We start from the raw sequence: 19,780 nt of genomic DNA, 5'->3' as shown, positions 1-19,780 counted from the left end.
GAAGGCGGTTAGCCGTTGCGCTGTTCGCCGGCATTCGCCACGCCGCGCGCGGCGGCCGTCTCGAAGCCGTCGACGAACTTTTCGAACAGGCGCGAGAAGCTTTCGAGCTCCTCCTCGCTCCAGTCGGCCAGCACGTCGGCGAGCAGTGCCATCTTCACCGTCCGCCGTTCGGCCAGCAGCTTGTCGCCGAGCTTGGTGCGCACCAGCAGCGACCGGCGACCGTCCTCCTGCGAGGCATCCCGCCGCAGCACGCCGTGACCGACCAGTTCGGCGACCAGCCGGCTGCCGCGAGACGGGTCGATCCGCATCCGTTCGGCAATGGCGCCGACGGTGACTTCGCCGTCGATGAACTGCATCGCGTCGAGCGCGTCGAGATGCGACAGTTCGAGACCCGGCACGGTGTTGGCAATCGCCGCACGGGCAACGATCCGCCGCCCGATCAGCATGCGCATGCGCGACAGCGTGTCTCCGATCGGGTTGAATGCCCGGGAGGGGATGTCGGCACCGGCCGTGGTCGTGGCGAGGTTGTCTTTCATGCACAAATCCTAGCAGACGCCGCCCGTCCTCGACAATCCATTTCTGCTGTTGGCATGCAGTTGCCGTTGACATTTATATGCCGAAAGCACATAAATCGACGAAACTGGAACCTCGCCATGGATATCTCTCGCCCAACGGCCCCGCCGCTCGTCGCAACCTCGTCGCGCCGGCTGGCCGTCTTCTGCTTCCTCATGGCGGCGCTGTTCATGGCGACGCTCGACAACCAGATCGTTTCCACCGCGCTGCCGACCATTGTCGGCGAATTCGGCCAGATGGAACGCTTCGGCTGGGTCTCGTCCTCCTTCCTGCTGGCCTCCAGCGCCGTCATGCCGATCTACGGCAAGCTCGGTGACATGTTCGGCCGCAAATACGTGATGCTGTTTGCCATCGTGCTGTTCACCATCGGCTCGGTGGTCTGCGGCTTTGCCTGGTCGATGAATTCGCTGATCGCCGCGCGCGTCTTCCAGGGGCTCGGCGGCGGCGGCATCATGGTCTCCATCTTCTCCATCAATGCCGATCTCTTCGAGCCGCGCGAGCGGGCGAAGTACCAGAGCTATTCGAGCCTGATGATCATGGCCTCCGGCAGCATCGGTCCGGTGCTCGGCGGCACGATGAGCGACCTCTTCGGCTGGCGCTCGATCTTCCTCATCAACGTGCCGATCGGCATCGTCGTGGTGGCCGGCATCAGCCTGCTTCTGCCCTACCGGCGGCCGGAGCGGCGCCCGAAGATCGATTATGTCGGTGCAGTGCTTCTGGCTGCCACCATCGCCTGCCTGGTCGCCTGGGCCGACAGCCGGCAGATCTTCGGCTCGATGTTTGCTGCTCCCTCGCTGCTGGTGCTCGCCGTCGGCGTCATCAGCGCCTGCCTCTGGGTGCTCGTCGAAAGCCGCGTCGCCGAACCGATCGTGCCGCTCAAGCTGTTCCGCGATTCGACCTTCTCGCTCTGCCTGATCATCACGCTATGCTCGGGTGCGGTCGGCATCGGCCTCGTCAACTACTACGCGCTGTTCCTGCAGACGACGACCGGACTGTCGCCTTCGGTCGCCGGCCTGTTCTTCATCGGCCTTACCGGCGGCATCGTCCTCGGTTCGCTGTCGGCCGGACGGCTGATCTCGATCACCGGCCGCTACAAGCCGTTTTCCCTGCTTGGCCTGGCGCTCAGCGTCGCAATGCTGCTGGTCTTCTCCTTTCTCGGCGCCGGCACGCCGCTCGTCGTCCTCGCGCTGGTGATGTTCCTGCAAGGGCTCGCGGTCGGCTTTGGCCAGCAGGCGCCGATCATCGGCGTCCAGAATTCGGCGCCGCGCGAGGATGTCGGCGCCGCAACCGGTGCCGTGACACTGATGCGCATGGGCGGCGCATCGATCGCCATCTCCATCTACGGCGCCATCGTCGGCACCGCCCTGAAGGGCAGCGACACGACGATCCCCGGCGTCGCGGACATTTCGGCGATCACGCCGAAGGCCCTGGCGGCGCTGCCGGAAGCCTCGCGCCAGGCGGTGGCGGTCGTCTACTACCACGCCTTCACGCCGCTGTTCCTGACGGCTGCCGCCACCGCTGCGATCGGCCTTGTCGCTGCGCTGTTCCTGAAGCCGACCCGGCTGCCGCCGGCGCGCGTGCCGCAGCCGGTAGCGGAGGAAACCCCGGCGGCTGCCTGAGGGTCGCAATCCGCCGCCTGTCGGCCTCCGATCGTCAGAACGGCCTCGGCCTCTTCCCAGTCCCTTCGCCGCGCCTATCTGTAAGGGGATGAAACCAGAGGCGCTTCTCTATCCCACTCCGGCCGGGCTCTATTGTCCGGCCGGTCGCTTTTATGTCGATCCGGTCCGCCCCGTCGAGCGGGCGCTGATCACCCACGGCCATTCCGACCATGCCCGCGCCGGCCACCAGCATGTGCTGGCAACACGCCAGACGCTGGACATCATGGCGCTGCGCTACGGGGAGGATTTCACCCTCTCCGAGCAGGCCGCGGAATTCGGCGAGGTGATCGATGTCGACGGGGTGGAAGTGACCTTCCATCCGGCCGGTCATGTGCTGGGGTCGGCGCAGATCGCCATCGAGAAATCCGGCACCCGCATCGTCGTCTCGGGCGATTACAAGCGTGGCATCGACCCGACCTGCGCGCCTTTCGAGCCGGTCAAGTGCGACGTCTTCATCACCGAGGCGACGTTTGGCCTGCCGGTCTTCCACCATCCGGATCCGAAGGCCGAGACGGCCAAGCTCCTGCAGTCGATCGTCCAGTTTCCCGAACGCACGCATCTCGTCGGCGCCTATTCGCTCGGCAAGGCGCAGCGGGTCATCCGGCTGATCCGCGATTGCGGCTACGACCGGCCGATCTTCATCCACGGGGCGCTGGCAAAGCTTTGCGACTACTATGTCAGCCAGGGGATCGAGCTCGGCGAGCTGCGCCCGGCGACGCTGGAGAAGAAGGACCCGGCCGCTTTCCACGGCGCCATCGTCGTAGGACCGCCATCGGCCTTCCAGGATCGTTGGGCGCGACGCTTCAACGAGCCGATGATCTCGTTTGCCTCGGGCTGGATGATGGTACGCCAGCGCGCCAAGCAGGGCGGCGTCGAGCTGCCGCTGGTGATTTCCGACCACTGCGACTGGCCCGAACTGCTCGAGACGATCACCGAGATCGGCCCTCAGGCGGTCTGGGTGACCCATGGCCGTGAAGAGGCGCTGGTGCGTTGGTGCGAGCTGCAGGGCATCCCGGCGAAGCCCCTGCACCTGGTCGGCTACGAGGACGAGGGCGATTGATGATGGAATTCCGAATTACCCCCCTCTGCCCTGCCGGGCATCTCCCCCTCAAGGGGGGAGATCGGATGGAGCGCGGCCGCAGACTCCCAATCTCCCCCCTTGAGGGGGAGATGTCACGGAGTGACAGAGGGGGGTGTGCCTTGCCCTCTGCCGTCGAGGGTGACTATTCATGAAGGCCTTCGCAACGCTCCTCGACCGCCTCGTGCTGACCCCGTCGCGCAACGCCAAGCTGACCCTGCTCGCCGACTATTTTCGCGATACGCCCGATCCCGACCGCGGCTATGGTCTGGCGGCACTGGCCGGCACGCTGGACTTGAAGGGCGTCAAGCCGGCGCTCTTGAAGGAACTGGCGCTCGAACGGCTCGATCCGATCCTCTTCCAGTACTCCTATGACTATGTCGGCGATCTGGCCGAAACCATCTCGCTGGTCTGGGACGGCGGCGCCAAGGAGCGCGTGCCATCGGAAAACCAGCCGCGCCTGAGCGATGTCGTGCACCGGATGAATGCGCTCGGCCGCACCGAAGTGCGCGGCGCGGTGCGCGACCTGCTCGATCACCTAGACCATTCCAGTCGCTTTGCCTTCCTGAAGCTCGCAACCGGCGGCCTTCGCATCGGCGTTTCGGCGCGGCTTGCCAAGCAGGCGCTGGCGGCGATGACCGGAACCGGCGAGAATGCCAAGGACGTCACCGACATCGAGACGCTCTGGCACGGACTGGAGCCGCCCTACGAGGCGCTGTTTGCCTGGCTGGAGGGCAAGGCCGAAAAGCCGGTTCTCGCGACCCCGGCGATCTTCCACTCGGTGATGCTCGCCAATCCGGTGGAGGACGGCGATCTCGCCAAGCTCGATCCCGCCGATTATGCCGCCGAATGGAAGTGGGACGGCATCCGGGTGCAGATGTCGAGCTTTGGCGGCACGAAGAAGCTCTATTCGCGCTCCGGCGACGACATCTCCGGCGCCTTTCCCGATATTGTCGACGCCATCACCTTCGAGGGTGTCATCGACGGGGAGCTGCTGGTCGGCGGCACGGCGCGCTCCAACAGTTCAACCCGCACCTTTTCCGACCTCCAGCAGCGGCTGAACCGCAAGACCGTCAACGCCAAGATGCTCGACGACTACCCGGCCTTCGTGCGCGCTTACGACCTGCTGTTCGACCGCGACGCGGACGTCCGCCAGCAGACTTATCTCACCCGTCGCGAACGACTGGCCGATGTCATCGGCACGGCACCGCACGACCGCTTCGACCTCTCTCCGCTGGTGCCGTTCACCGACTGGACCGAGCTCGACCGGCTGCGTCTTGCGCCGCCCGACCCGGTGATCGAGGGGGTGATGATCAAGCGCCGTGACAGCGTATATCAGGCGGGTCGGCTGAAGGGGCCGTGGTTCAAGTGGAAGCGCGATCCCTTCAATATCGATGCGGTGATGATGTATGCCCAGCGCGGTCACGGCAAGCGCTCCAGCTATTATTCGGACTTCACCTTCGGCGTCTGGGCCGAAGGCGAGGAGGGCGAACAGCTGGTGCCGGTCGGCAAGGCCTATTTCGGCTTCACCGATGCGGAACTCGAAATTCTCGACAAGTTCGTCCGCGACAACACCGTCGAGCGCTTCGGGCCGGTGCGTGCGGTGAAGGCCGAACCGGGCTTCGGCTTCGTGCTCGAGGTCGCCTTCGAAGGCATCAACCGGTCCAGCCGCCACAAGTCCGGCGTCGCCATGCGCTTTCCGCGCATCGCCCGGCTGCGCGCCGACAAGCTGCCGCGCGACGCCGACCGCCTGGCGACGCTGGTTGCCATGATGGATGGCAAGGGATAATATCGCCGGCGATATCAATCTGGATTGCTGGATGCGTGTCGTGGCCGATACCAATGTTCTGGTCAGCGCCATCGGGTCTCCATCCGGCGCGTCCGGATTCGTGCTGAAGGAGATGCTGCACGGTCGCCTGGAGTTCGGGCTTTCGCCGGCGCTTCTGTTGGAATACGAGGACGTTCTGAAGCGACCACTCATGCTCGGCGATCCGCCAAAAGTGACATTTGCGGATGTCGAGACAATCCTCGATGCGCTTTGCAGTCGCGCAAGGCCGGCACTCTCCTACTTCCGGTTCCGGCCGATTCTGAGCGACCCGAAGGACGATTTTCTGATCGAATGCGCTCTGGCATCGGGTGCGACGATCATTCTGACAAGCGATCGGCATCTCGCGCCGGAGGCGCTGAAACCGTTGGGGCTGAAGGCAATGACGCCGAGGATGTTCCTACAGGATTACTATCGCAAGGAGACGCAATGATGGGCCAGTATCCCCTTCGCGTGCCAGACTACATCCTCGAACAGGCACGCAGTGCCGCCGAGGAGGAGAAGGTTTCGGTCAACCAGTTCCTCGGAACCTTGATCGCTGAAGGACTCGGACACCGGCGGGCCGTCCGGACCTTGATGGAGCGGGCAAGGCGCGGCGAGCCGGATAAGGCGCTGGCTATTTTAGACAACATCCAGGGAGACGATCCTCTTCCTGGCGACGAGATGCCGGAAGACGTGCATCGGCCGTAGCCAGGACGCGGCGACCGGATGACCGGTCGAGGAAGCGTGATCCGCCTTGCTCTTGCAGGCGTAGCCAGCGATGCTACGGTCGAACATCTTCTTCACCGCCTATGGTGCCTCATGCCGCTGTCCCGCCGTCAGATGCTTTCCGCCCTTGCCGCTGGTGCACTCCTTCCGGCAGCCGCCGGTGCACAGACCGCCGCCGAGCCTTCGCTGCCGGCAGCGGCCACGCCGAGACCGCCGGCTGGTCCGCCACCCTTCGACATTCCGGACATTCCCCCGCTTGAGACGGAAGATTATGCCGAGGCTCGTCGTCGGTTTTCGACACATCTCGTCAAGTTCGGCCCGTCGCCCGAGGTGTCGCCGCCGCTCGGCGAGGTGTCTGGCGGCAAACGCGTGCGCTATCCCGGCGGACCCGACGGATCCATCGAGCTGATCGCCTGGGTGTCCGATCAGGAGCCGTCGGCGAAACCGAAGCCGGCGGTGCTGTTCCTCCATGGCGGCAATGCGACAGGCGAGGGGCATTGGCAGCTGGTGCGGCCGTATGCCGAGGCCGGCTTCATCGTCATGCTGCCGTCGTTTCGCGGCGAGAACGGCCAGGCCGGCAACTATTCCGGCTTCTACGACGAAACGTCGGATGCGCTGGCGGCTGCCGCCTATCTGGAAAAGCTGCCGGGCGTCGACAGCCAGCGGCTGTTCCTCGCCGGCCACAGCAATGGCGGCACGCTCAGTCTTCTGTCTGCGATGACGCGGCATTTCAGGGCGGCGGTGCCGATCTCCGCCGGCGTCAGCGCCTGGCGCTATTTCGGCCGCTATGAAAAGGAGATCCGCTTTGATGCGGCCGATCCGCGCGAACTGGTCATGCGCTCCTCGGTGTGCTTCGGGCGCAGCCTCAAGTGCCCGACGCTTCTGCTGCGGGGATCAGAGGAGCGGCCCTTCGACGCCAACGACCAGCTGCTGATCGAGCGGGCACGTTCCGCCGGGGTATCGATCGACCACCGTCTGCTGCCGGGAAACCACAACGGCGTGGTACCGGGCGCGGTGGCGGAAAGCATCCGCTTCTTCCGCACCCACGGCGCGTAAGTCGATCAGTCGAAACCCATCAGCGAGCGGTGTGCGCCAAGCGCTGCCAGCGTGCCGTCCGCCACCGCGAAGGTGACATTGCCGGCCGCCCGCGCCGCATCGCCGCAGGCGAAGATGCCGGCCACGGTCGTTGCCTTCATAGCATCGGTGCGAATGCAGTGGCCCATCGGTGTCTCGTCGATGGCGCAGCCCAGCCATTCTGCAAGATCGCCGGCCAGGCGAAGGGTCGGCGCCACGAAGAGACCGTCGAAGCGGGACAATCGTCCGTCGGTGAAATGCACGTCTGCCGTCCCGGAGACATGGGATATGGCGCTGGTCTCGACGGCGGTGCCTCGTCCTTGCAAGGCGGCCATCTGCTGAAGATCCGGTTCGAACGCATCGTTGAGAAGCAGGGTGGTCGGTCCCCAGTCCGGCAGCATCAGTGCCTGATGCATGGCAAGCGGCGACGTGGCGACGACACCTATCCGGCCGACATCCAGCTCATAGCCGTGGCAGTAGGGGCAATGGAAGATGCTCTTGCCCCAGCGGTCCGCAATGCCGTCGATCTCCGGCAGAACGTCGATGACCCCGGTCGCCAGGATCAGCCGTCGGCCACGATGCTCGGCGCCGCCTGCCTCCACGGTGAAATCCTCGATGCTTCCGGTGGCGGTTTCGGCGCGGGCATCGAGCCAGGTGACGTTCGGATACCGGCTGATCTGGGCCTTCGCCTGCGCGACGATCTCGTCCGGTGGGGTGCCGTCCTGCGTCAGGAAGCCGTGGGAGTGGCTGGCGAAGCGGTTGCGGCGAATTCCCTGGTCGATGAGGAGCACGCGGCGACGGGCGCGCGCCAGCGTCAGGGCGGATGACAGGCCGGCATAGCTGCCGCCGATGATGATAGCCTCGAACGTCATGGTCTCTCCTGCATTCTCACGAAACCTATGAAGTTACATGAGTTGTGGTTTGTCAAGGTTCACGACACAACGTTTGTTGCGTGACCCGCAGGCGCATGCGAAAACGGCGGGGCAAAAGGGAGGACGTCATGCGTCAGGACAGCCGATTGTCACGCATGCTGCATGTGCTGATCCACATGGCCGCGGCTGAAAAGCCGCTGACGTCAGATGCGATCGCCATGATGCTCAACACGAACCCGGTCGTTGTCCGGCGGACGATGGGCGGATTGCGCGACGCAGGCTATGTGCGCTCGGAAAAAGGACATGGCGGCGGGTGGACGCTGGCACGCCCTCTGTCCGGCATTTCGCTTCTCGATGTCTATCGGGCCGTGGGAGAGCCGGACGTGTTTGCCATCGGCAGTGCTTCAGACCGTCCGGAATGTCTGGTGGAGCAGGCGGTTACCGCGGCGGTGGACGATGCCCTGCGCGATGCGGAGGCGCTCCTGCTGCGCCGCTTCAAGGAGGTCAGCCTTGCCGATCTCGCCGCCGACTTTGGCCGCCGCCTGCAGGGGCATCGGCCGTGTGGCACCGCCGACTGAGCGGTCGCCACACTCTTTCACAGCGATCAGACCGAGCGGGTGATGCCGCCGTCGATGCGGATGTTCTGGCCGGTGATGTAGCCGCCGCGGTCGGATGCCAGAAGCGCGATCAGTTCCGACACTTCGTCGACCGTTCCATAGCGGCCCATCGGAATGCGATTCTTGAACTCCTGCTTTTCCGGCAGGCTGTCGATGAAGCCCGGCAGGACGTTGTTTATGCGGATGTTGTCGGCGGCGTAGCGGTCGGAAAATAGCTTCGTATAGGCGGCAAGCCCGGCGCGAAAGACGCCGGAGGTCGGAAAGACCGGGTCCGGCTCGAAGGCGGCGAAGGTCGAGATGTTGACGATCGAGCCGCTTTTCTGCGCCTGCATGATCGGCGTCACCAGCCGCGTCGGGCGCACGACGTTGAGGAAATAGACGTCCATGCCGCGATGCCAGTCGTCGTCGGAAAGCTCGAGCAGCGGCGCCCGGGGGCCGTGGCCGGCACTGTTGACCAGCGCGTCGATCCGACCGTAGCGCTCCATGGTCATGTCGACCAGCCGCTTCAGGTCGTCGTTCGACTGGTTGGAGCCGGTGACGCCAAAGCCGCCGAGTTCCGCAGCGAGCGCTTCTCCCTTGCCGGACGAGGAGAGGATGGCGACGGTGAAGCCGTCGGCCGCCAGCTTGCGGGCCGCGCCGGCGCCCATGCCACTGCCGCCTGCCGTGATGATTGCTACCTTGTCCGCCATGCTCTTCTCCTCGAAATTTGATCTGTCCGTCTTACGCAAGGCGAAAGCCTCGCGCCAGCCGCGGCTGCCATGGTCCGGCGGACTTCATCTGCCGGAAGCGACCTTATGCCGTTGATCTTGCGCTGCCTATCCCGCTGCTGGACGCTTGCCGCACCCGTCGTGCTGTCGGCCGGCCTGTCCGGCTGCATCCTGGTGACCGATACCAGCCGCATGAACCCGGACGTCTTTGTCCAGGAAACGGCGCCGGTCTTCTACAACCCGTCGGCCCCGCCGGAACCGCAGCCGCAACCGACCCAGAAGCAGCAGGCGATCCCGCAGAAGCGCCAGCTCTATCAGACGCAGTTCCACCAGACCTATGGCCTGCCGGTCTCCAACCCGGTGCACCGCGTCTACTACGCCAGCATCCGTGACGACGGCCACACGCTGCCGGCCATTCCCTATTCGCGCATCGATGCCCGTTACCTGCGTCAGGAGGTCGACTACAGGACCGCGGAGGCGCCCGGCACCATCGTCGTCGATACCCGCGAACGGTTCCTCTACCTCGTCCAGCCGAACGGCAAGGCGATCCGCTACGGCGTCGGGCTTGGTCGCGACGGCTATGGCTGGACCGGCCGCGGCACCATCCAGTGGAAGGCCAAATGGCCGCGCTGGACGCCACCCGCCGACATGGTGACGCGCCAGCCGGAGCTGACGAAGTTTTCCGCCGCAGCCGGCGGCGCAACGCCGGGGCTCAACAATCCGCTCGGTGCCCGCGCGCTCTACATCTTCAAGGACGGCAAGGACACGCTCTACCGTGTTCACGGTACGCCGGACTGGCAGTCGGTCGGCCGGGCGACCTCGTCGGGCTGTGTGCGCATGCTCAACCAGGATGTCATCGATCTCTTCGAACGCGTGCCCGCGTCGACGCCGATTGTTGTAATGTGATCACAGGTCGGAACTGATAGGGCGCCGCTCACGGATGTTTCACCCGAATTAAGGCGGATGGTACTTCTTCTGGCCATAATCGCGGAACCAATGTCAGACGCGCTCGTTGTTTCGCGTTCGTTCCCGCCGTCCCTGTGAAGAAGTAAATCCGGCCTCATGACATCTGAAACCTATAGCCGCCGCCGCATCCTGAGCCTGCTCTCAGTCGGTGCCGCATCCACACTTGCCAGCTGTGCCTCATCGGGTCCGGTGCGCTTCAGCCCAATCGGCTTTGCGCCACAATTGCCGGCGCCGCCGATGGGTCGCTCTCCGGAACTCGACGCCACCTACGGCCAGACGGTCGATGGCGGCTTCGTCATTCCGGCCGTGCCGTACTGGAAGATCCCGCCGCGCTTCTACCGTCAGCAGGTGGCCAACACCACCGGCGAACCGGCCGGAACGGTGGTCGTCGATACCCGCGAGCGGTTCCTCTACCTGGTCGAGCCGGGTGCAGCGACGGCCATGCGCTACGGCGTCGGCATCGGTCGCGAAGGCTTTGCCTGGTCGGGCGAAGGCGTCATCCAGTGGCGCCAGAAATGGCCGAAGTGGACGCCGCCGGATGAGATGGTCGCGCGTCAGCCGGAGCTGGTCAAGTACTCCTCCGCCAATGGCGGCATGCCGCCGGGCCTCCTGAACCCGCTTGGTGCCCGCGCCCTCTACATCTTCCAGAACGGCCAGGACACGCTGTACCGCCTGCATGGCAATCCGGAATGGAATTCGATCGGCAAGGCCGTGTCCTCGGGCTGCGTGCGCATGCTCAACCAGGACGTCATCGACCTCTACGAGCGCGTGCCCAACAAGGCCCGCATCATCGTCTGGCAGTAATGGATCGACGCGTGAGCCATTCTTGGCTCACGCACTCTCCACCAGATCGAGGATCTGGCGTTCGGAGAAGTCCCGCCGGTTCCTCACCTGCCAGTGGACGAAGGCGGTGCCGGCGCTTGGCGCCGTGACCCGCAGCTTGTCGTCGAGCTCCGCCGCCTTGACGATGCGGTTCCACGACGGGTCCAGTTCCGTAAACTGGATGCCCTTGCGGAAACACGCCATGCCCAGATAGTTCTGGTCCAGGCGGTAGAAGCGCGGCAGCAGGGCGAGCCGCATCGCCAGCGAATATAGCCCGCGATCCGGAAACGACGCACGTGCCGCCCGCAACCCCTCCCGCGTATAGACGATCACCCCTGAATTGAAGGCGCGCGGATTGCCGTCCGGCCTGCGCGGCGGACGCGACCGGAACATCAGCTCCGAGATTGTCGCCCAGCGCCGTTCCTTGGCGTCGGTGATCCACTTCGGACGATCCTGGCGAATGGCAGGCGAGAGTTCCTCCACCATGCCGATATGCCCGACCGGGCAGTCGAGGATTCCGGCTGAAGCCGCGGCCTTGGGATAGACATCCGAGTCGACAAAGATGATGCGGTCGTAGGCGAGGAACGCATCATCGTAGACGGGCCGCAGCGCGTGGAAATATTCGGCATACTTTCCGGTGAAGAAAGTCGGATTGTCGTCGAAACGATAGTCGGCCCCGTGCCTCTCGGCATAGGCGGCAAACAGGCGCCGGCTGAGATCCGCATAGGCAGGAACCTCGCCTTTCCAGAACTGATAGATCAGGGTCTTCACGAACATCTCTCCAGCCATCGTCGGCAGCGATATGGCATATTCGTCGCTGCACGTCCGCAGGAGATGGGACATATTTCCCGAAGAAGCGGCGAGGCTAAGGCTGGTCCCCTCGCGTCGCACCGCTGAACGCAGAACGCCGGCCCAATGGACCGGCGCTATGCTTGTAGGATGACGCTGCTCAGACGAACTGGCTGAGGCCGGGAACCGAATTCACCACTTCGTCGACCGTTTCGGCGCCGGCATGCTCGCGGGCAACCGCCATGGTCTCGCGGGCAAGTGCGGTGATCTCGCTCATGCCGAGGCCCTGCGCCATCAGCTGCTGACCGAGTGCCATCACGCCGCCGCCGAAGCTTGCCATCAGGCCGCCCAAGAGCCCGCCGGAGCCCGCGCCTTCGCCGTTGAACTTCGCCACCAGTTCAGGCGCGCCGGGAATGGCCTCGATCATGCGGGCAACGGCACCGGCATCCGCCTCGCGCTGCAGGAAGCCCAGCATCATGCCGACGGATTTTTCCGCGACGGCTGGAGCAATGCCCACATTGTCCGCAACCCGGGTGACCAGCTCGTTCATCAATCTCTCCTCAGTTTCTTGACGTGTACGTCAACGTAAATAAATCCGGCGCGCGATGCAAGCTGCAGCCTTCGTTCTGCCGCGGATCTAGCACGGCTCCGGCGTGACTGCACCGGCACGCGGCAAAACTTCCGGCGGACCGTCTGCGGCGGTCAGGGTCCGCCTACCGTATCGGCCATGTAGGCGCCGCGGCTGCCCATCGGCTGGGCTTCGCCGGTCGTCGTATCGTTGCGTGTCTGATGCTCCAGTTCGGCATTGAGCTCAGCGCCGAGGATGACGATGATCGCCGAGATCCAGGTCCAGAACAGGAAGCCGATCAGCGCCCCGAGTGCACCGTAAGTGGCGTTGTAATCAGCCACGTGCGACAGGTAGAAGGAGACGCCCACCGATCCGGCGATCCAGAACAGCGCCGCAAGCCCGGCGCCCCAGGTCAGCCAGCGGAGCTTGGCCGGTTCACGGCTCGGGCCGTAGCGGTAGAGCAGGCTGATGCCGCCCGCCACCAGCACCAGCAGCACCGGCCAGCGCAGGACGTTGAGGAAGACGCTGGCACCATCGCCCAGGTGCACGAACTTGAGGACCGCCGGGATGATGCCGAGCCCGACGATCAGCACGATCGCCCCCAGCACGCCGGCAAAGGTGAATGTCAGCGAGGCGATGTTGAGCCGGATGAAGCTGCGCTTCTCGTCTTCGCCATAGGCGACGTTCATCGCCTCGAACAGGGCCTTCATGCCGTTGTTGGCGCTCCACAGGGCCACAAGCAGACCGAAGATCAGGCCGAAGCTGAGGGTGCTCTGCTCCTGGCTTGCCAGCGACTGCATCTGCTGGAAGAAGATGTCCAGCCCGTCCGGCGGCATGACCATGCGCAGGAAGTCCAGCCGTTCGATGATGGTGCCGGGATCGGCAACGAAGCCGTAGAGCGATACAAGGGCGGTCATGGCCGGGAAGATCGCCAGCAACAGGTAGAATGTCACGCCGGCGGCGATCAGCATCACCCGATCCTCCTGCAGGGCGCCGTAGACCCGCATGGCAACGTCCTTCAATCCCTTGGCCGGGATTTCGCCAGGCCGTTCGGCGTAGCGGCCACGTTCGATCTCGGAAGCCTGTGCCGTCTCTGTCATGTCCTCTCTTCCCTCGTTCCAAGCTACCTAGGCTGACGCCGGTAAGGCCCGTCCGTCGGTGCGTTGCCGTTCCAAATCCAACGGCCTATACATTAGCGTAACGGTAACGAGTTGAAGGAAGGGCAGTTGCATGCTTGAGGCGGGAAAACTCCTTGTAGGCGGCAGCCGCAACCCGGACGAGACGCTGAAGAAGCCGGAATATCTCGACCTGAAGTTCGGCAACCGGCACGGCCTCGTCACCGGCGCCACCGGCACCGGCAAGACGGTGACCCTGCAGGTGCTGGCGGAAGGCTTTTCCGCAGCCGGCGTGCCGGTGCTCTGCTCCGACATCAAGGGCGATCTTTCCGGCATCGCCGCAGTCGGCGAACCGAAGGATTTTCTGCTGAAGCGGGCGGAAGCGATCCAGTTTGCCGAATACGACAACGCCGCCTTCCCGACGATCTTCTGGGATCTCTACGGCGAGAAGGGCCATCGCGTCCGCTCGACGGTCGCCGAAATGGGGCCACTGCTGCTCGCCCGGCTGATGGATGCGACGGATGCCCAGGAAGGCGTCCTCAACATCGCCTTCAAGATTGCCGACGAGGGCGGCCTGCCGCTGCTCGACCTCAAGGACCTGCAGGCCCTGCTCAACTACATGGGCGAGCACGCAAGCGAGATCTCCAGCCGCTTCGGCTTCGTCTCCAAGGCCTCGGTCGGCTCGCTGCAGCGCGGGCTGCTGGTGCTGGAACAGCAGGGTGCCGAGCACTTCTTCGGCGAGCCGGCGCTGAAGATCACCGACATCATGCGCACGACGACCGACGGCCGCGGAATGGTGTCGATCCTGGCCGCCGACAGGCTGATGATGAATCCCAGGCTTTACGCCACCTTCCTGCTGTGGCTGTTGTCCGAACTGTTCGAGGAATTGCCGGAAGTCGGCGACCCGGAAAAGCCGCGCCTGGTGTTCTTCTTCGATGAGGCGCATCTCTTGTTCTCCGAGGCGCCGAAGGTGCTGCTGGAGCGTGTCGAGCAGGTGGTAAGGCTGATCCGCTCGAAGGGCGTCGGCGTCTATTTCATCACCCAGAACCCGCTCGACGTGCCGGAAACCGTGCTCGCCCAGCTCGGCAACCGCGTCCAGCACGCGCTTCGCGCCTATACGCCGCGCGAGCAGAAGGCGGTAAAGACCGCCGCCGAGACCTTCCGCGCCAATCCGCAGTTCAAGACGGAGGAAGCGATCACCCTGCTCGGCACCGGCGAAGCGCTGGTCTCGACGCTGGAAGGCAAGGGCGCGCCGTCGATGGTGGAGCGCACGCTGATCCGTCCGCCGTCCGGCCGCATCGGCCCGCTGACCGATGATGAAAGGCGCAGGCTGATCGCCGCAAGCCCGGTCGCTGGCCAGTACGACACCGACATCGATCGCGAGTCCGCCTTCGAGATCCTCATGGCGCGCGCCGAAAAGGCGGCCCAGGCCGAGATCCCGAAGCGCGCCGAGGTCGAGGTGCCGGCCGATGAACAGAAGGCGTCGGAAAAATCCGGCAGTGCCGCCGGTCGCTGGACGCTTCCCGGTTTTGGCGATGCGGTGGACCAGGCGCTCGGCAAGGCGCCGCCGAAGAAGCGCGGCGAGGGCGCCGGCCGGTCCGGCTACCAGCGCGAGACGGTGATCGAGGCGGCGATGAAGAGCGCCGCCCGCTCTGTGGCAAGCTCGGTCGCCAACCAGATCGGCCGGGCGCTGGTGCGCGGCATTCTGGGGAGCTTGAAGCGGTAGGGGACGCTGGCCGGCGCTCTGCCTGCACCCGTTGTCGTATAAGATAGAATGTCCACACCTGGTGGACGTTCTATCTGTGCTGCCGGCGCACTGTTAGCGCAGCACGTCCAATCCTTTTCGTTCGACAAGATCGAGGATCTTGATAGCCGTGCCGCTGGGCTTTTTCGTGCCCTGCTCCCACGCCGCAACCGTGATCTTTTTCACGTTCAGGAACTGGGCGAATACGGCTTGGCTGACCTTGTTGGCGTCGCGGATCTTCTTGATGTCCTGGGGCGTATAGGTACGTAAGGGGGGAAGACACAGAGCATCGAATTCGCGCATAGTCATATCATCGACGAAGCCGGCTTCGTGCAGTCGCGCCGCCGACTTATGGACGTTGGTTAAAATCCTGCTCATGGCACTCGATCTCCAGGATCTGGTTCAGTCCAATCATCTTTGCAAGCGTTCTGTCGTCCGCGAGCATGTAGATGTCACACAGTTTCCGAAGGGCTTCCCGTTCCTTCGTCGTGATATTGTCAGTCTCATTCTTCGCGAAGCCGTGGACGAAGATCAGCCTGTCGCCCTGACGATGGCCGAGGATGGTTCGAAAGCCACCACGCTTGCCGCGTCCCGGTGCGGCCAGCCGCTTCTTGATCAGAAAGCCGCCCAGCCTGGCGTCAATCAATCCGGCTTCGATCTCAATGGCTGCCCTGCAGAGCAGTGCATCCGTCACGCCGTACTGCGCAGCCCAGTGAGAAAACTCCAGATCTTTCAGAATTCTCACAGGCAATTTTATATTACTCCGTGATATGGATGGCAAGTTGGGTTTCCGCAATCAGAAGCCTGAAGGGAATGCGCTCACAGATTGATTTTATGACCGAGCATAGATGCCCTCTCACCGATTTCAATCTAGTGGCAAGCTTGTCGCTTGACTACACTATGGCCTGACCCTGCGTTTCAACGCGGCATGTCTAGAGGCTCGAAAAGGTTGTGCGCCTTGTTCAAGAGCGTGAGAAGTGGCTGATTGCGCTTGAGGGAGCCATCCGTCTGGCAAATTGACTCAAACCGGCTAAGCCTCTGCGCTCTCGACCGCCCCTCGCAAAGCTACCGCTTGCGGACGAACTCGGTGCGCAGGACCAGTCCCTTGATCGCATCGTGGCGGCAGTCGATCTCTTCGGGGTTGTCGGTCAGCCGGATGGACTTGATCACCGTGCCCTGCTTCAGCGTCTGGCCGGCGCCCTTCACCTTGAGGTCCTTGATCAGCGTCACGGAATCGCCGTCGCTGAGCACGTTGCCGGCCGAGTCGAGCACCTCGGCGCCCTTCGCCGCAGCGGCTGCGATCTCGGAGGCCGGGCGCCATTCGCCGGTCGCTTCATCGTAGACGTAGTCGTCGTCATCGGCTGCCATGGCGCAAGGGTCCTTCGTCTCTGAGGATGGTTGCCTGCGGCTTAGGCCTTGCGGCCGAGGATGTCAAAAGGACCGGGCGCCGGCCGGTGTGCTTTCGGTGTCCGCGCGGAACCAGTTGAGGCAGCCGGCGGCCAGCATGCCGTTGCTCACCAGCAGCGCGCCGTGGCGATAGAAGTCGGAGGCATCCGCATCGTCCGGCAGGCGAACCGCCCATACGGTGTCTCCGGAATTGCTCCAGACCAGTTGCCCGCCAAGCATCGAGAGACCGGCGGAGGCCTGCGCCGGGGTGGTGCCGGGACGGAAGACGATCATCGTCGCGGCGCCGCTTGCCGGGCTGGCGGGCAGGCCAGCGATCGGAGCGGCGGCAAGCGTCAGGATGACCAGCATCACGGTGCCCCGGTGGCCGCCGCGCATGCCCCGCCTCGGTGGGCCGCGACGCAACTGCCAGCCGAACAGCGCTGGCACCAGGCCGAACACCAGCAGCCAGCCGAGATCCCAGGCAAGCGGCACGCTGCTGTCCATGCGGATGCGGTGAATGCCGAGGATCCAGTGCGACAGGAGCGCGTCGATGATGTGCCAGCCGCCGAAGCCGAGAAGCGCATGGGCGAGCAATTGCCGGTCGCCGCCTTCATCGGCAAACCTGCGCCGCGCGCGCCACAACAGCAGGAGGCCGATCGCCGTCACGGCGAACATCAGCAGGTGGAAGAGCCCGTCGGTGAGGATCAGCAGCCGGATATCGCCACGCGCATCCTCGAGCGCCGACAGCAGATGGTGCCATTGCAGCACCTGGTGCAGCAGGATGCCGTCGAAGAAGCCGCCGAGCCCGAAGCCGAGAGCAAGACCGGCCGAGGCGAGACCGGCCGAGGCGAGACTGCGGCCTGTTCCGCTGCGATCCGTGCTGCGCGTCGTCTGCATGCGGTGCCTCCCGACGTTCTTCGGCGTCAGGACGCAAAACAAGGCGGCGCGTGGATGGTTGCGCGTCCAAAGGGGAAGGGCCTCCGCAGCCCGTCGCCGACGCTCACTTGCGCCGGTTGCTGCGCCGTGTGCCGTCGAAGAAGCCGGGCGGCTTGCGGGCCACCCATGCGGCGAACTTTTGGATCTCAGGATGTTCGAGCAGCGCCTCCACGGTGGAATAGGAGGTCTCCAGTTCGGCCTCGGAAAACAGCGCGTGGATCTGCCGGTGGCAGATGCGGTGCAGGAACCGGGTTTCCCGCCCGCCGCGGCTCTTCGGCACCAGATGATGCGCGTCGCGCTGATCCTCGGGAATCTCCCGCCCGCACAGCGGACAGATGTCCGGTGCCGGTTCCACGTACCAGGCCGCTATCTTCTCCCTGTGCTTCCTCGCCATGCGCATCCCGCAGTGTCCAGTGAACGGGATATGGTTCTCCGTAACGGGCGCTGCAATGCGGCGTGTGCGTCGAAGATTGCCTGAACAGGAGCCTCAGCGCGGCGGCATGCCCTCGAAGCTTGGCAGCGCCCGGTCGATGCGGTCCCAGGCGTGGCCAGCTGCCGTCCACGTCACCAGCTGCGGCTGATAGAGGGCCGGATCGTCGAGACTGCCGGCGCGAATGACGATGACCCCGGGCATTTCGGCGAGCGTCATGTAGACCGGCGAGCCGCATACGGGGCAGAATGCCTTGGATTTCGTCGTGCCGCCGTCGCCGACCGCCGTCCATTCCGATGTGGTGCCCTCGAGCTCGACGTCCTGGCGCGGAAAGATCAGCGCCGAAGCATGTCCGGTGCCGCTCTCCCGCTGGCACTGCCGGCACTGGCAGTCGCCCATCATCAGCGGCGTGGCGTCGGTGTGGTAACGGATGGCGCCGCAGGCACAGCCGCCGGAAAAGTGCCGGGCGGCCGCCGAGCGCTCCGTTGCCGGCACGGTGGAGGTCTTCCGGGGCAGGGGGCGGCCGGTCTCCAGCAGCGTCTTGAGGTTCGACAGGATGGTCGGCCAGCCGCTCGAGATGCCGGCCAGCATCTGCGGATCCCCGGCAAGTCCGTCATGTGTCACTGTCAGCCGGACGAGACCCTCGGCCTGCTCGGCGATATCGAACGATACCGTGGAATGCCTGGAGCCATCGGCCTTGTCTTCCGGTCGCGCCCAGCTGAGCACCAGCCGCGACGGCGGCGTGCACTCGATCACCTCGCCCACGATGTCGACGGTGCGTGCCTCGTCCAGGCGCTGGTGCTCCCAGCCGGAGCCGACGGTCCAGTCGGAGACGTTGACATGCGCAGGCCCGTCGGCCGCCGGGTTGAGCCAGTAGTCGCGCATGATGTTCGCGTCGGTCAGCGCTTCCCACAAGCGTGCGGGCGTGGTGGCGATGGACATCACGTAGATGAAGCTAGGTATCGTCATGGCCCTTATCCTCCAGCCGTGTCTTGAGGTCGTGCAGGAACGACAGGCGCTGGCGCTCGAACTTCCGGATCCACCGCTCGTAGACCTCGTGCAGCGGCGTCGGATTGAGGAAGTGCAGCTTCTCGCGTCCCTGCCGGAATGTCGTCACCAGATTGGCCTCGATGAGCAGCTCGATGTGCTGCGACACCGATTGCCGTCGCATGTCGAGATGCTCGCAGAGTGCACCCAGCGGCTGGCCGTTCCGCTCGGCGAGAAGATCGAGGATCCTCCGTCGGGTTGGATCGGACAGCGCCTTGAACACAAGGTCGTTCTGTTCGTTTTCGTATGTCACGACCCAGATGCGCAGGTAAATGCCTGCATGTCAATAGGCAGGTTTTCGCCTGCATCTCTTGGCCTGTGCTGTCTGTGCGAGACACCCTGCGCTCTTGGTACATGGTAAACCAGAACCGTCCGCAGCAATGGAAAACCCCGCAACCGTTTCCGGTGCGGGGCTTTGAAATCTTGGGACTGAGGCTAGACGCCTTAGCGGATCATCAGCCGGAAAACGGACGGCGCATAGTAGTAGCCGTCGCTGTGACGGCGGTAGCCTCGACGATGTTCGCGATATCCGCGATGGCCATTCCAGTAACCGGGGCGGTCTCTGCGGTGCGCGCGATCCGCCCGGTGATGCCGACGATCGGGACGAGCATTGTGCCGGCGATCATCACGGTGCTGAACCAGTTCAACGCCAGAGGTGATCTGTGCCGGTTGGTTCACGATCGGACCAGCAGTTGCCGTTCCGAAGCTTGAGATGCTCATCACAAGGGCCACTGCCGCGGCGCCGATTGCTGAGAGATATCTGTTCATGGGTATGCCTTCCGTTGATGGATGGTGACCATGCTCCGATGGGTATGAACGGATTATGAACCACAACCGTCGGTGCGAGCGGGTCACCAGAGCGGCA

24 protein-coding genes and 1 pseudogene are annotated in these 19,780 nt (G+C 64.5%); 11 read left to right on the top strand and 14 right to left on the bottom strand.

The annotated features are described in order from the left end of the window. Nucleotides 1–8: 8 nt before the first annotated feature. Nucleotides 9–536, bottom strand: a complete 528-nt coding sequence (locus tag AAIH46_RS09435; protein ID WP_430305597.1) for a MarR family winged helix-turn-helix transcriptional regulator — start codon at nt 534–536, stop codon at nt 9–11. Between the two features lie 117 nt (nt 537–653). Between AAIH46_RS09435 and AAIH46_RS09430 the strand changes: the two genes are divergently transcribed. From AAIH46_RS09430 to AAIH46_RS09405, 6 genes are all read left to right on the top strand, one after another. Further along, a complete protein-coding gene (locus AAIH46_RS09430) occupies nt 654–2,192 on the top strand; it encodes an MDR family MFS transporter (protein ID WP_430305596.1) in 1,539 nt (512 codons plus the stop codon). Nucleotides 2,193–2,280: 88 nt separating this feature from the next. Beyond that, complete coding sequence (locus AAIH46_RS09425; RefSeq protein WP_430305594.1) at nt 2,281–3,291, top strand: ligase-associated DNA damage response exonuclease; 1,011 nt, start codon at nt 2,281–2,283, stop codon at nt 3,289–3,291. A 169-nt stretch (nt 3,292–3,460) separates the two neighbouring features. Next, nucleotides 3,461–5,098 (top strand): cisplatin damage response ATP-dependent DNA ligase, encoded by a 1,638-nt coding sequence (locus AAIH46_RS09420; protein WP_430305593.1) that lies wholly within the window; start codon nt 3,461–3,463, stop codon nt 5,096–5,098. Beyond that, nucleotides 5,085–5,567, top strand: coding sequence for a putative toxin-antitoxin system toxin component, PIN family (locus AAIH46_RS09415; protein WP_430305592.1), 483 nt, complete (start codon nt 5,085–5,087; stop codon nt 5,565–5,567). The genes AAIH46_RS09420 and AAIH46_RS09415 overlap by 14 nt, the downstream gene beginning before the upstream one ends. Continuing rightward, entirely contained in the window at nt 5,564–5,824 is a 261-nt protein-coding gene (locus AAIH46_RS09410; protein ID WP_430305591.1) for a hypothetical protein, read from the top strand. The genes AAIH46_RS09415 and AAIH46_RS09410 overlap by 4 nt, the downstream gene beginning before the upstream one ends. A 111-nt stretch (nt 5,825–5,935) precedes the next feature. After that, nucleotides 5,936–6,898 carry an alpha/beta hydrolase family protein gene (locus tag AAIH46_RS09405; RefSeq protein WP_430305590.1) on the top strand — a complete coding sequence of 321 codons (963 nt, stop codon included), beginning with the start codon at nt 5,936–5,938 and terminating at the stop codon, nt 6,896–6,898. Nucleotides 6,899–6,903: 5 nt separating this feature from the next. Here AAIH46_RS09405 and AAIH46_RS09400 read toward each other — a convergent pair whose 3' ends face one another. Then, nucleotides 6,904–7,788 carry an NAD(P)/FAD-dependent oxidoreductase gene (locus tag AAIH46_RS09400; protein WP_430305589.1) on the bottom strand — a complete coding sequence of 295 codons (885 nt, stop codon included), beginning with the start codon at nt 7,786–7,788 and terminating at the stop codon, nt 6,904–6,906. A 128-nt stretch (nt 7,789–7,916) separates the two neighbouring features. Between AAIH46_RS09400 and AAIH46_RS09395 the strand changes: the two genes are divergently transcribed. Further along, the gene (locus tag AAIH46_RS09395) at nt 7,917–8,366 is read left to right on the top strand and encodes an Rrf2 family transcriptional regulator (RefSeq protein WP_430305588.1); all 450 of its coding nucleotides are present in this window, start codon (nt 7,917–7,919) and stop codon (nt 8,364–8,366) included. 26 nt (nt 8,367–8,392) lie between these two features. Here AAIH46_RS09395 and AAIH46_RS09390 read toward each other — a convergent pair whose 3' ends face one another. Continuing rightward, nucleotides 8,393–9,094, bottom strand: coding sequence for an SDR family oxidoreductase (locus AAIH46_RS09390; RefSeq protein WP_430305587.1), 702 nt, complete (start codon nt 9,092–9,094; stop codon nt 8,393–8,395). A gap of 105 nt (nt 9,095–9,199) precedes the next feature. Here AAIH46_RS09390 and AAIH46_RS09385 point away from each other — a divergent pair, with 105 nt between their 5' ends. Next, nucleotides 9,200–10,018: a L,D-transpeptidase gene (locus AAIH46_RS09385; protein ID WP_430305586.1), complete on the top strand. Its 819-nt coding sequence runs from the start codon at nt 9,200–9,202 to the stop codon at nt 10,016–10,018. Between the two features lie 156 nt (nt 10,019–10,174). Beyond that, entirely contained in the window at nt 10,175–10,882 is a 708-nt protein-coding gene (locus AAIH46_RS09380; protein ID WP_430305585.1) for a L,D-transpeptidase, read from the top strand. Nucleotides 10,883–10,909: 27 nt separating this feature from the next. Here AAIH46_RS09380 and AAIH46_RS09375 read toward each other — a convergent pair whose 3' ends face one another. From AAIH46_RS09375 to AAIH46_RS09365, 3 genes are all read right to left on the bottom strand, one after another. Then, complete coding sequence (locus AAIH46_RS09375) at nt 10,910–11,671, bottom strand: glycosyltransferase (RefSeq protein WP_430305584.1); 762 nt, start codon at nt 11,669–11,671, stop codon at nt 10,910–10,912. A gap of 178 nt (nt 11,672–11,849) precedes the next feature. Beyond that, nucleotides 11,850–12,239 (bottom strand): hypothetical protein, encoded by a 390-nt coding sequence (locus AAIH46_RS09370; protein WP_430305583.1) that lies wholly within the window; start codon nt 12,237–12,239, stop codon nt 11,850–11,852. A gap of 152 nt (nt 12,240–12,391) precedes the next feature. Next, nucleotides 12,392–13,357, bottom strand: a complete 966-nt coding sequence (locus AAIH46_RS09365) for a YihY/virulence factor BrkB family protein (protein ID WP_430305582.1) — start codon at nt 13,355–13,357, stop codon at nt 12,392–12,394. A gap of 130 nt (nt 13,358–13,487) precedes the next feature. On the opposite strand from AAIH46_RS09365, the gene AAIH46_RS09360 reads away from it, so the two are divergent. Then, nucleotides 13,488–15,098 carry a helicase HerA-like C-terminal domain-containing protein gene (locus AAIH46_RS09360; RefSeq protein ID WP_430305581.1) on the top strand — a complete coding sequence of 537 codons (1,611 nt, stop codon included), beginning with the start codon at nt 13,488–13,490 and terminating at the stop codon, nt 15,096–15,098. Nucleotides 15,099–15,191: 93 nt separating this feature from the next. Here the strand turns inward: AAIH46_RS09360 and AAIH46_RS09355 are convergent, their stop codons facing one another. The 8 genes and pseudogenes from AAIH46_RS09355 to AAIH46_RS09320 all read right to left on the bottom strand — a co-directional run bounded on the left by AAIH46_RS09355 (nt 15,192) and on the right by AAIH46_RS09320 (nt 19,168). Next, nucleotides 15,192–15,494 (bottom strand): helix-turn-helix domain-containing protein, encoded by a 303-nt coding sequence (locus tag AAIH46_RS09355; protein ID WP_430305580.1) that lies wholly within the window; start codon nt 15,492–15,494, stop codon nt 15,192–15,194. Further along, nucleotides 15,466–15,861, bottom strand: coding sequence for a type II toxin-antitoxin system RelE/ParE family toxin (locus AAIH46_RS09350; protein ID WP_430306529.1), 396 nt, complete (start codon nt 15,859–15,861; stop codon nt 15,466–15,468). Before AAIH46_RS09350 ends, AAIH46_RS09355 begins: the two co-directional genes overlap by 29 nt. Nucleotides 15,862–16,181: 320 nt before the next feature. Beyond that, nucleotides 16,182–16,484 carry an alkylphosphonate utilization protein gene (locus AAIH46_RS09345; RefSeq protein WP_430305579.1) on the bottom strand — a complete coding sequence of 101 codons (303 nt, stop codon included), beginning with the start codon at nt 16,482–16,484 and terminating at the stop codon, nt 16,182–16,184. A gap of 63 nt (nt 16,485–16,547) precedes the next feature. Beyond that, on the bottom strand, nt 16,548–17,399 hold the full coding sequence (locus AAIH46_RS09340) for a DUF2243 domain-containing protein (RefSeq protein WP_430305578.1): 852 nt from the start codon (nt 17,397–17,399) through the stop codon (nt 16,548–16,550). Between the two features lie 103 nt (nt 17,400–17,502). Then, nucleotides 17,503–17,793 carry an HNH endonuclease gene (locus AAIH46_RS09335; protein ID WP_430305577.1) on the bottom strand — a complete coding sequence of 97 codons (291 nt, stop codon included), beginning with the start codon at nt 17,791–17,793 and terminating at the stop codon, nt 17,503–17,505. A 132-nt stretch (nt 17,794–17,925) separates the two neighbouring features. Further along, complete coding sequence (locus tag AAIH46_RS09330; RefSeq protein WP_430306528.1) at nt 17,926–18,363, bottom strand: GFA family protein; 438 nt, start codon at nt 18,361–18,363, stop codon at nt 17,926–17,928. A 45-nt stretch (nt 18,364–18,408) separates the two neighbouring features. After that, nucleotides 18,409–18,810: pseudogene (locus tag AAIH46_RS09325) on the bottom strand (SRPBCC family protein); the annotation flags it as partial. Between the two features lie 13 nt (nt 18,811–18,823). Next, entirely contained in the window at nt 18,824–19,168 is a 345-nt protein-coding gene (locus AAIH46_RS09320; protein WP_430305576.1) for an ArsR/SmtB family transcription factor, read from the bottom strand. Nucleotides 19,169–19,269: 101 nt separating this feature from the next. Here AAIH46_RS09320 and AAIH46_RS09315 point away from each other — a divergent pair, with 101 nt between their 5' ends. Further along, nucleotides 19,270–19,626, top strand: a complete 357-nt coding sequence (locus AAIH46_RS09315) for a hypothetical protein (RefSeq protein ID WP_430305575.1) — start codon at nt 19,270–19,272, stop codon at nt 19,624–19,626. The last annotated feature ends 154 nt before the right edge of the window (nt 19,627–19,780 follow it).

Source organism: Rhizobium sp. 0TCS1.26, assembly GCF_050455525.1.
Classification (GTDB): domain Bacteria; phylum Pseudomonadota; class Alphaproteobacteria; order Rhizobiales; family Rhizobiaceae; genus Neorhizobium.
The sequence above is the reverse complement of the archived record's forward strand: the minus strand, read 5'-3'. Positions and strand labels throughout refer to the sequence as shown.

Coding starts and splice junctions, on each gene's coding strand:
- AAIH46_RS09435 (WP_430305597.1), bottom strand. CDS start 536: ATGAAAGACAACCTCGCCACGACCACGGCCGGTGCCGACATCCCCTCC.
- AAIH46_RS09430 (WP_430305596.1), top strand. CDS start 654: ATGGATATCTCTCGCCCAACGGCCCCGCCGCTCGTCGCAACCTCGTCG.
- AAIH46_RS09425 (WP_430305594.1), top strand. CDS start 2,281: ATGAAACCAGAGGCGCTTCTCTATCCCACTCCGGCCGGGCTCTATTGT.
- AAIH46_RS09420 (WP_430305593.1), top strand. CDS start 3,461: ATGAAGGCCTTCGCAACGCTCCTCGACCGCCTCGTGCTGACCCCGTCG.
- AAIH46_RS09415 (WP_430305592.1), top strand. CDS start 5,085: ATGGCAAGGGATAATATCGCCGGCGATATCAATCTGGATTGCTGGATG.
- AAIH46_RS09410 (WP_430305591.1), top strand. CDS start 5,564: ATGATGGGCCAGTATCCCCTTCGCGTGCCAGACTACATCCTCGAACAG.
- AAIH46_RS09405 (WP_430305590.1), top strand. CDS start 5,936: ATGCCGCTGTCCCGCCGTCAGATGCTTTCCGCCCTTGCCGCTGGTGCA.
- AAIH46_RS09400 (WP_430305589.1), bottom strand. CDS start 7,788: ATGACGTTCGAGGCTATCATCATCGGCGGCAGCTATGCCGGCCTGTCA.
- AAIH46_RS09395 (WP_430305588.1), top strand. CDS start 7,917: ATGCGTCAGGACAGCCGATTGTCACGCATGCTGCATGTGCTGATCCAC.
- AAIH46_RS09390 (WP_430305587.1), bottom strand. CDS start 9,094: ATGGCGGACAAGGTAGCAATCATCACGGCAGGCGGCAGTGGCATGGGC.
- AAIH46_RS09385 (WP_430305586.1), top strand. CDS start 9,200: ATGCCGTTGATCTTGCGCTGCCTATCCCGCTGCTGGACGCTTGCCGCA.
- AAIH46_RS09380 (WP_430305585.1), top strand. CDS start 10,175: ATGACATCTGAAACCTATAGCCGCCGCCGCATCCTGAGCCTGCTCTCA.
- AAIH46_RS09370 (WP_430305583.1), bottom strand. CDS start 12,239: ATGAACGAGCTGGTCACCCGGGTTGCGGACAATGTGGGCATTGCTCCA.
- AAIH46_RS09365 (WP_430305582.1), bottom strand. CDS start 13,357: ATGACAGAGACGGCACAGGCTTCCGAGATCGAACGTGGCCGCTACGCC.
- AAIH46_RS09360 (WP_430305581.1), top strand. CDS start 13,488: ATGCTTGAGGCGGGAAAACTCCTTGTAGGCGGCAGCCGCAACCCGGAC.
- AAIH46_RS09355 (WP_430305580.1), bottom strand. CDS start 15,494: ATGAGCAGGATTTTAACCAACGTCCATAAGTCGGCGGCGCGACTGCAC.
- AAIH46_RS09345 (WP_430305579.1), bottom strand. CDS start 16,484: ATGGCAGCCGATGACGACGACTACGTCTACGATGAAGCGACCGGCGAA.
- AAIH46_RS09340 (WP_430305578.1), bottom strand. CDS start 17,399: ATGCAGACGACGCGCAGCACGGATCGCAGCGGAACAGGCCGCAGTCTC.
- AAIH46_RS09315 (WP_430305575.1), top strand. CDS start 19,270: ATGGTAAACCAGAACCGTCCGCAGCAATGGAAAACCCCGCAACCGTTT.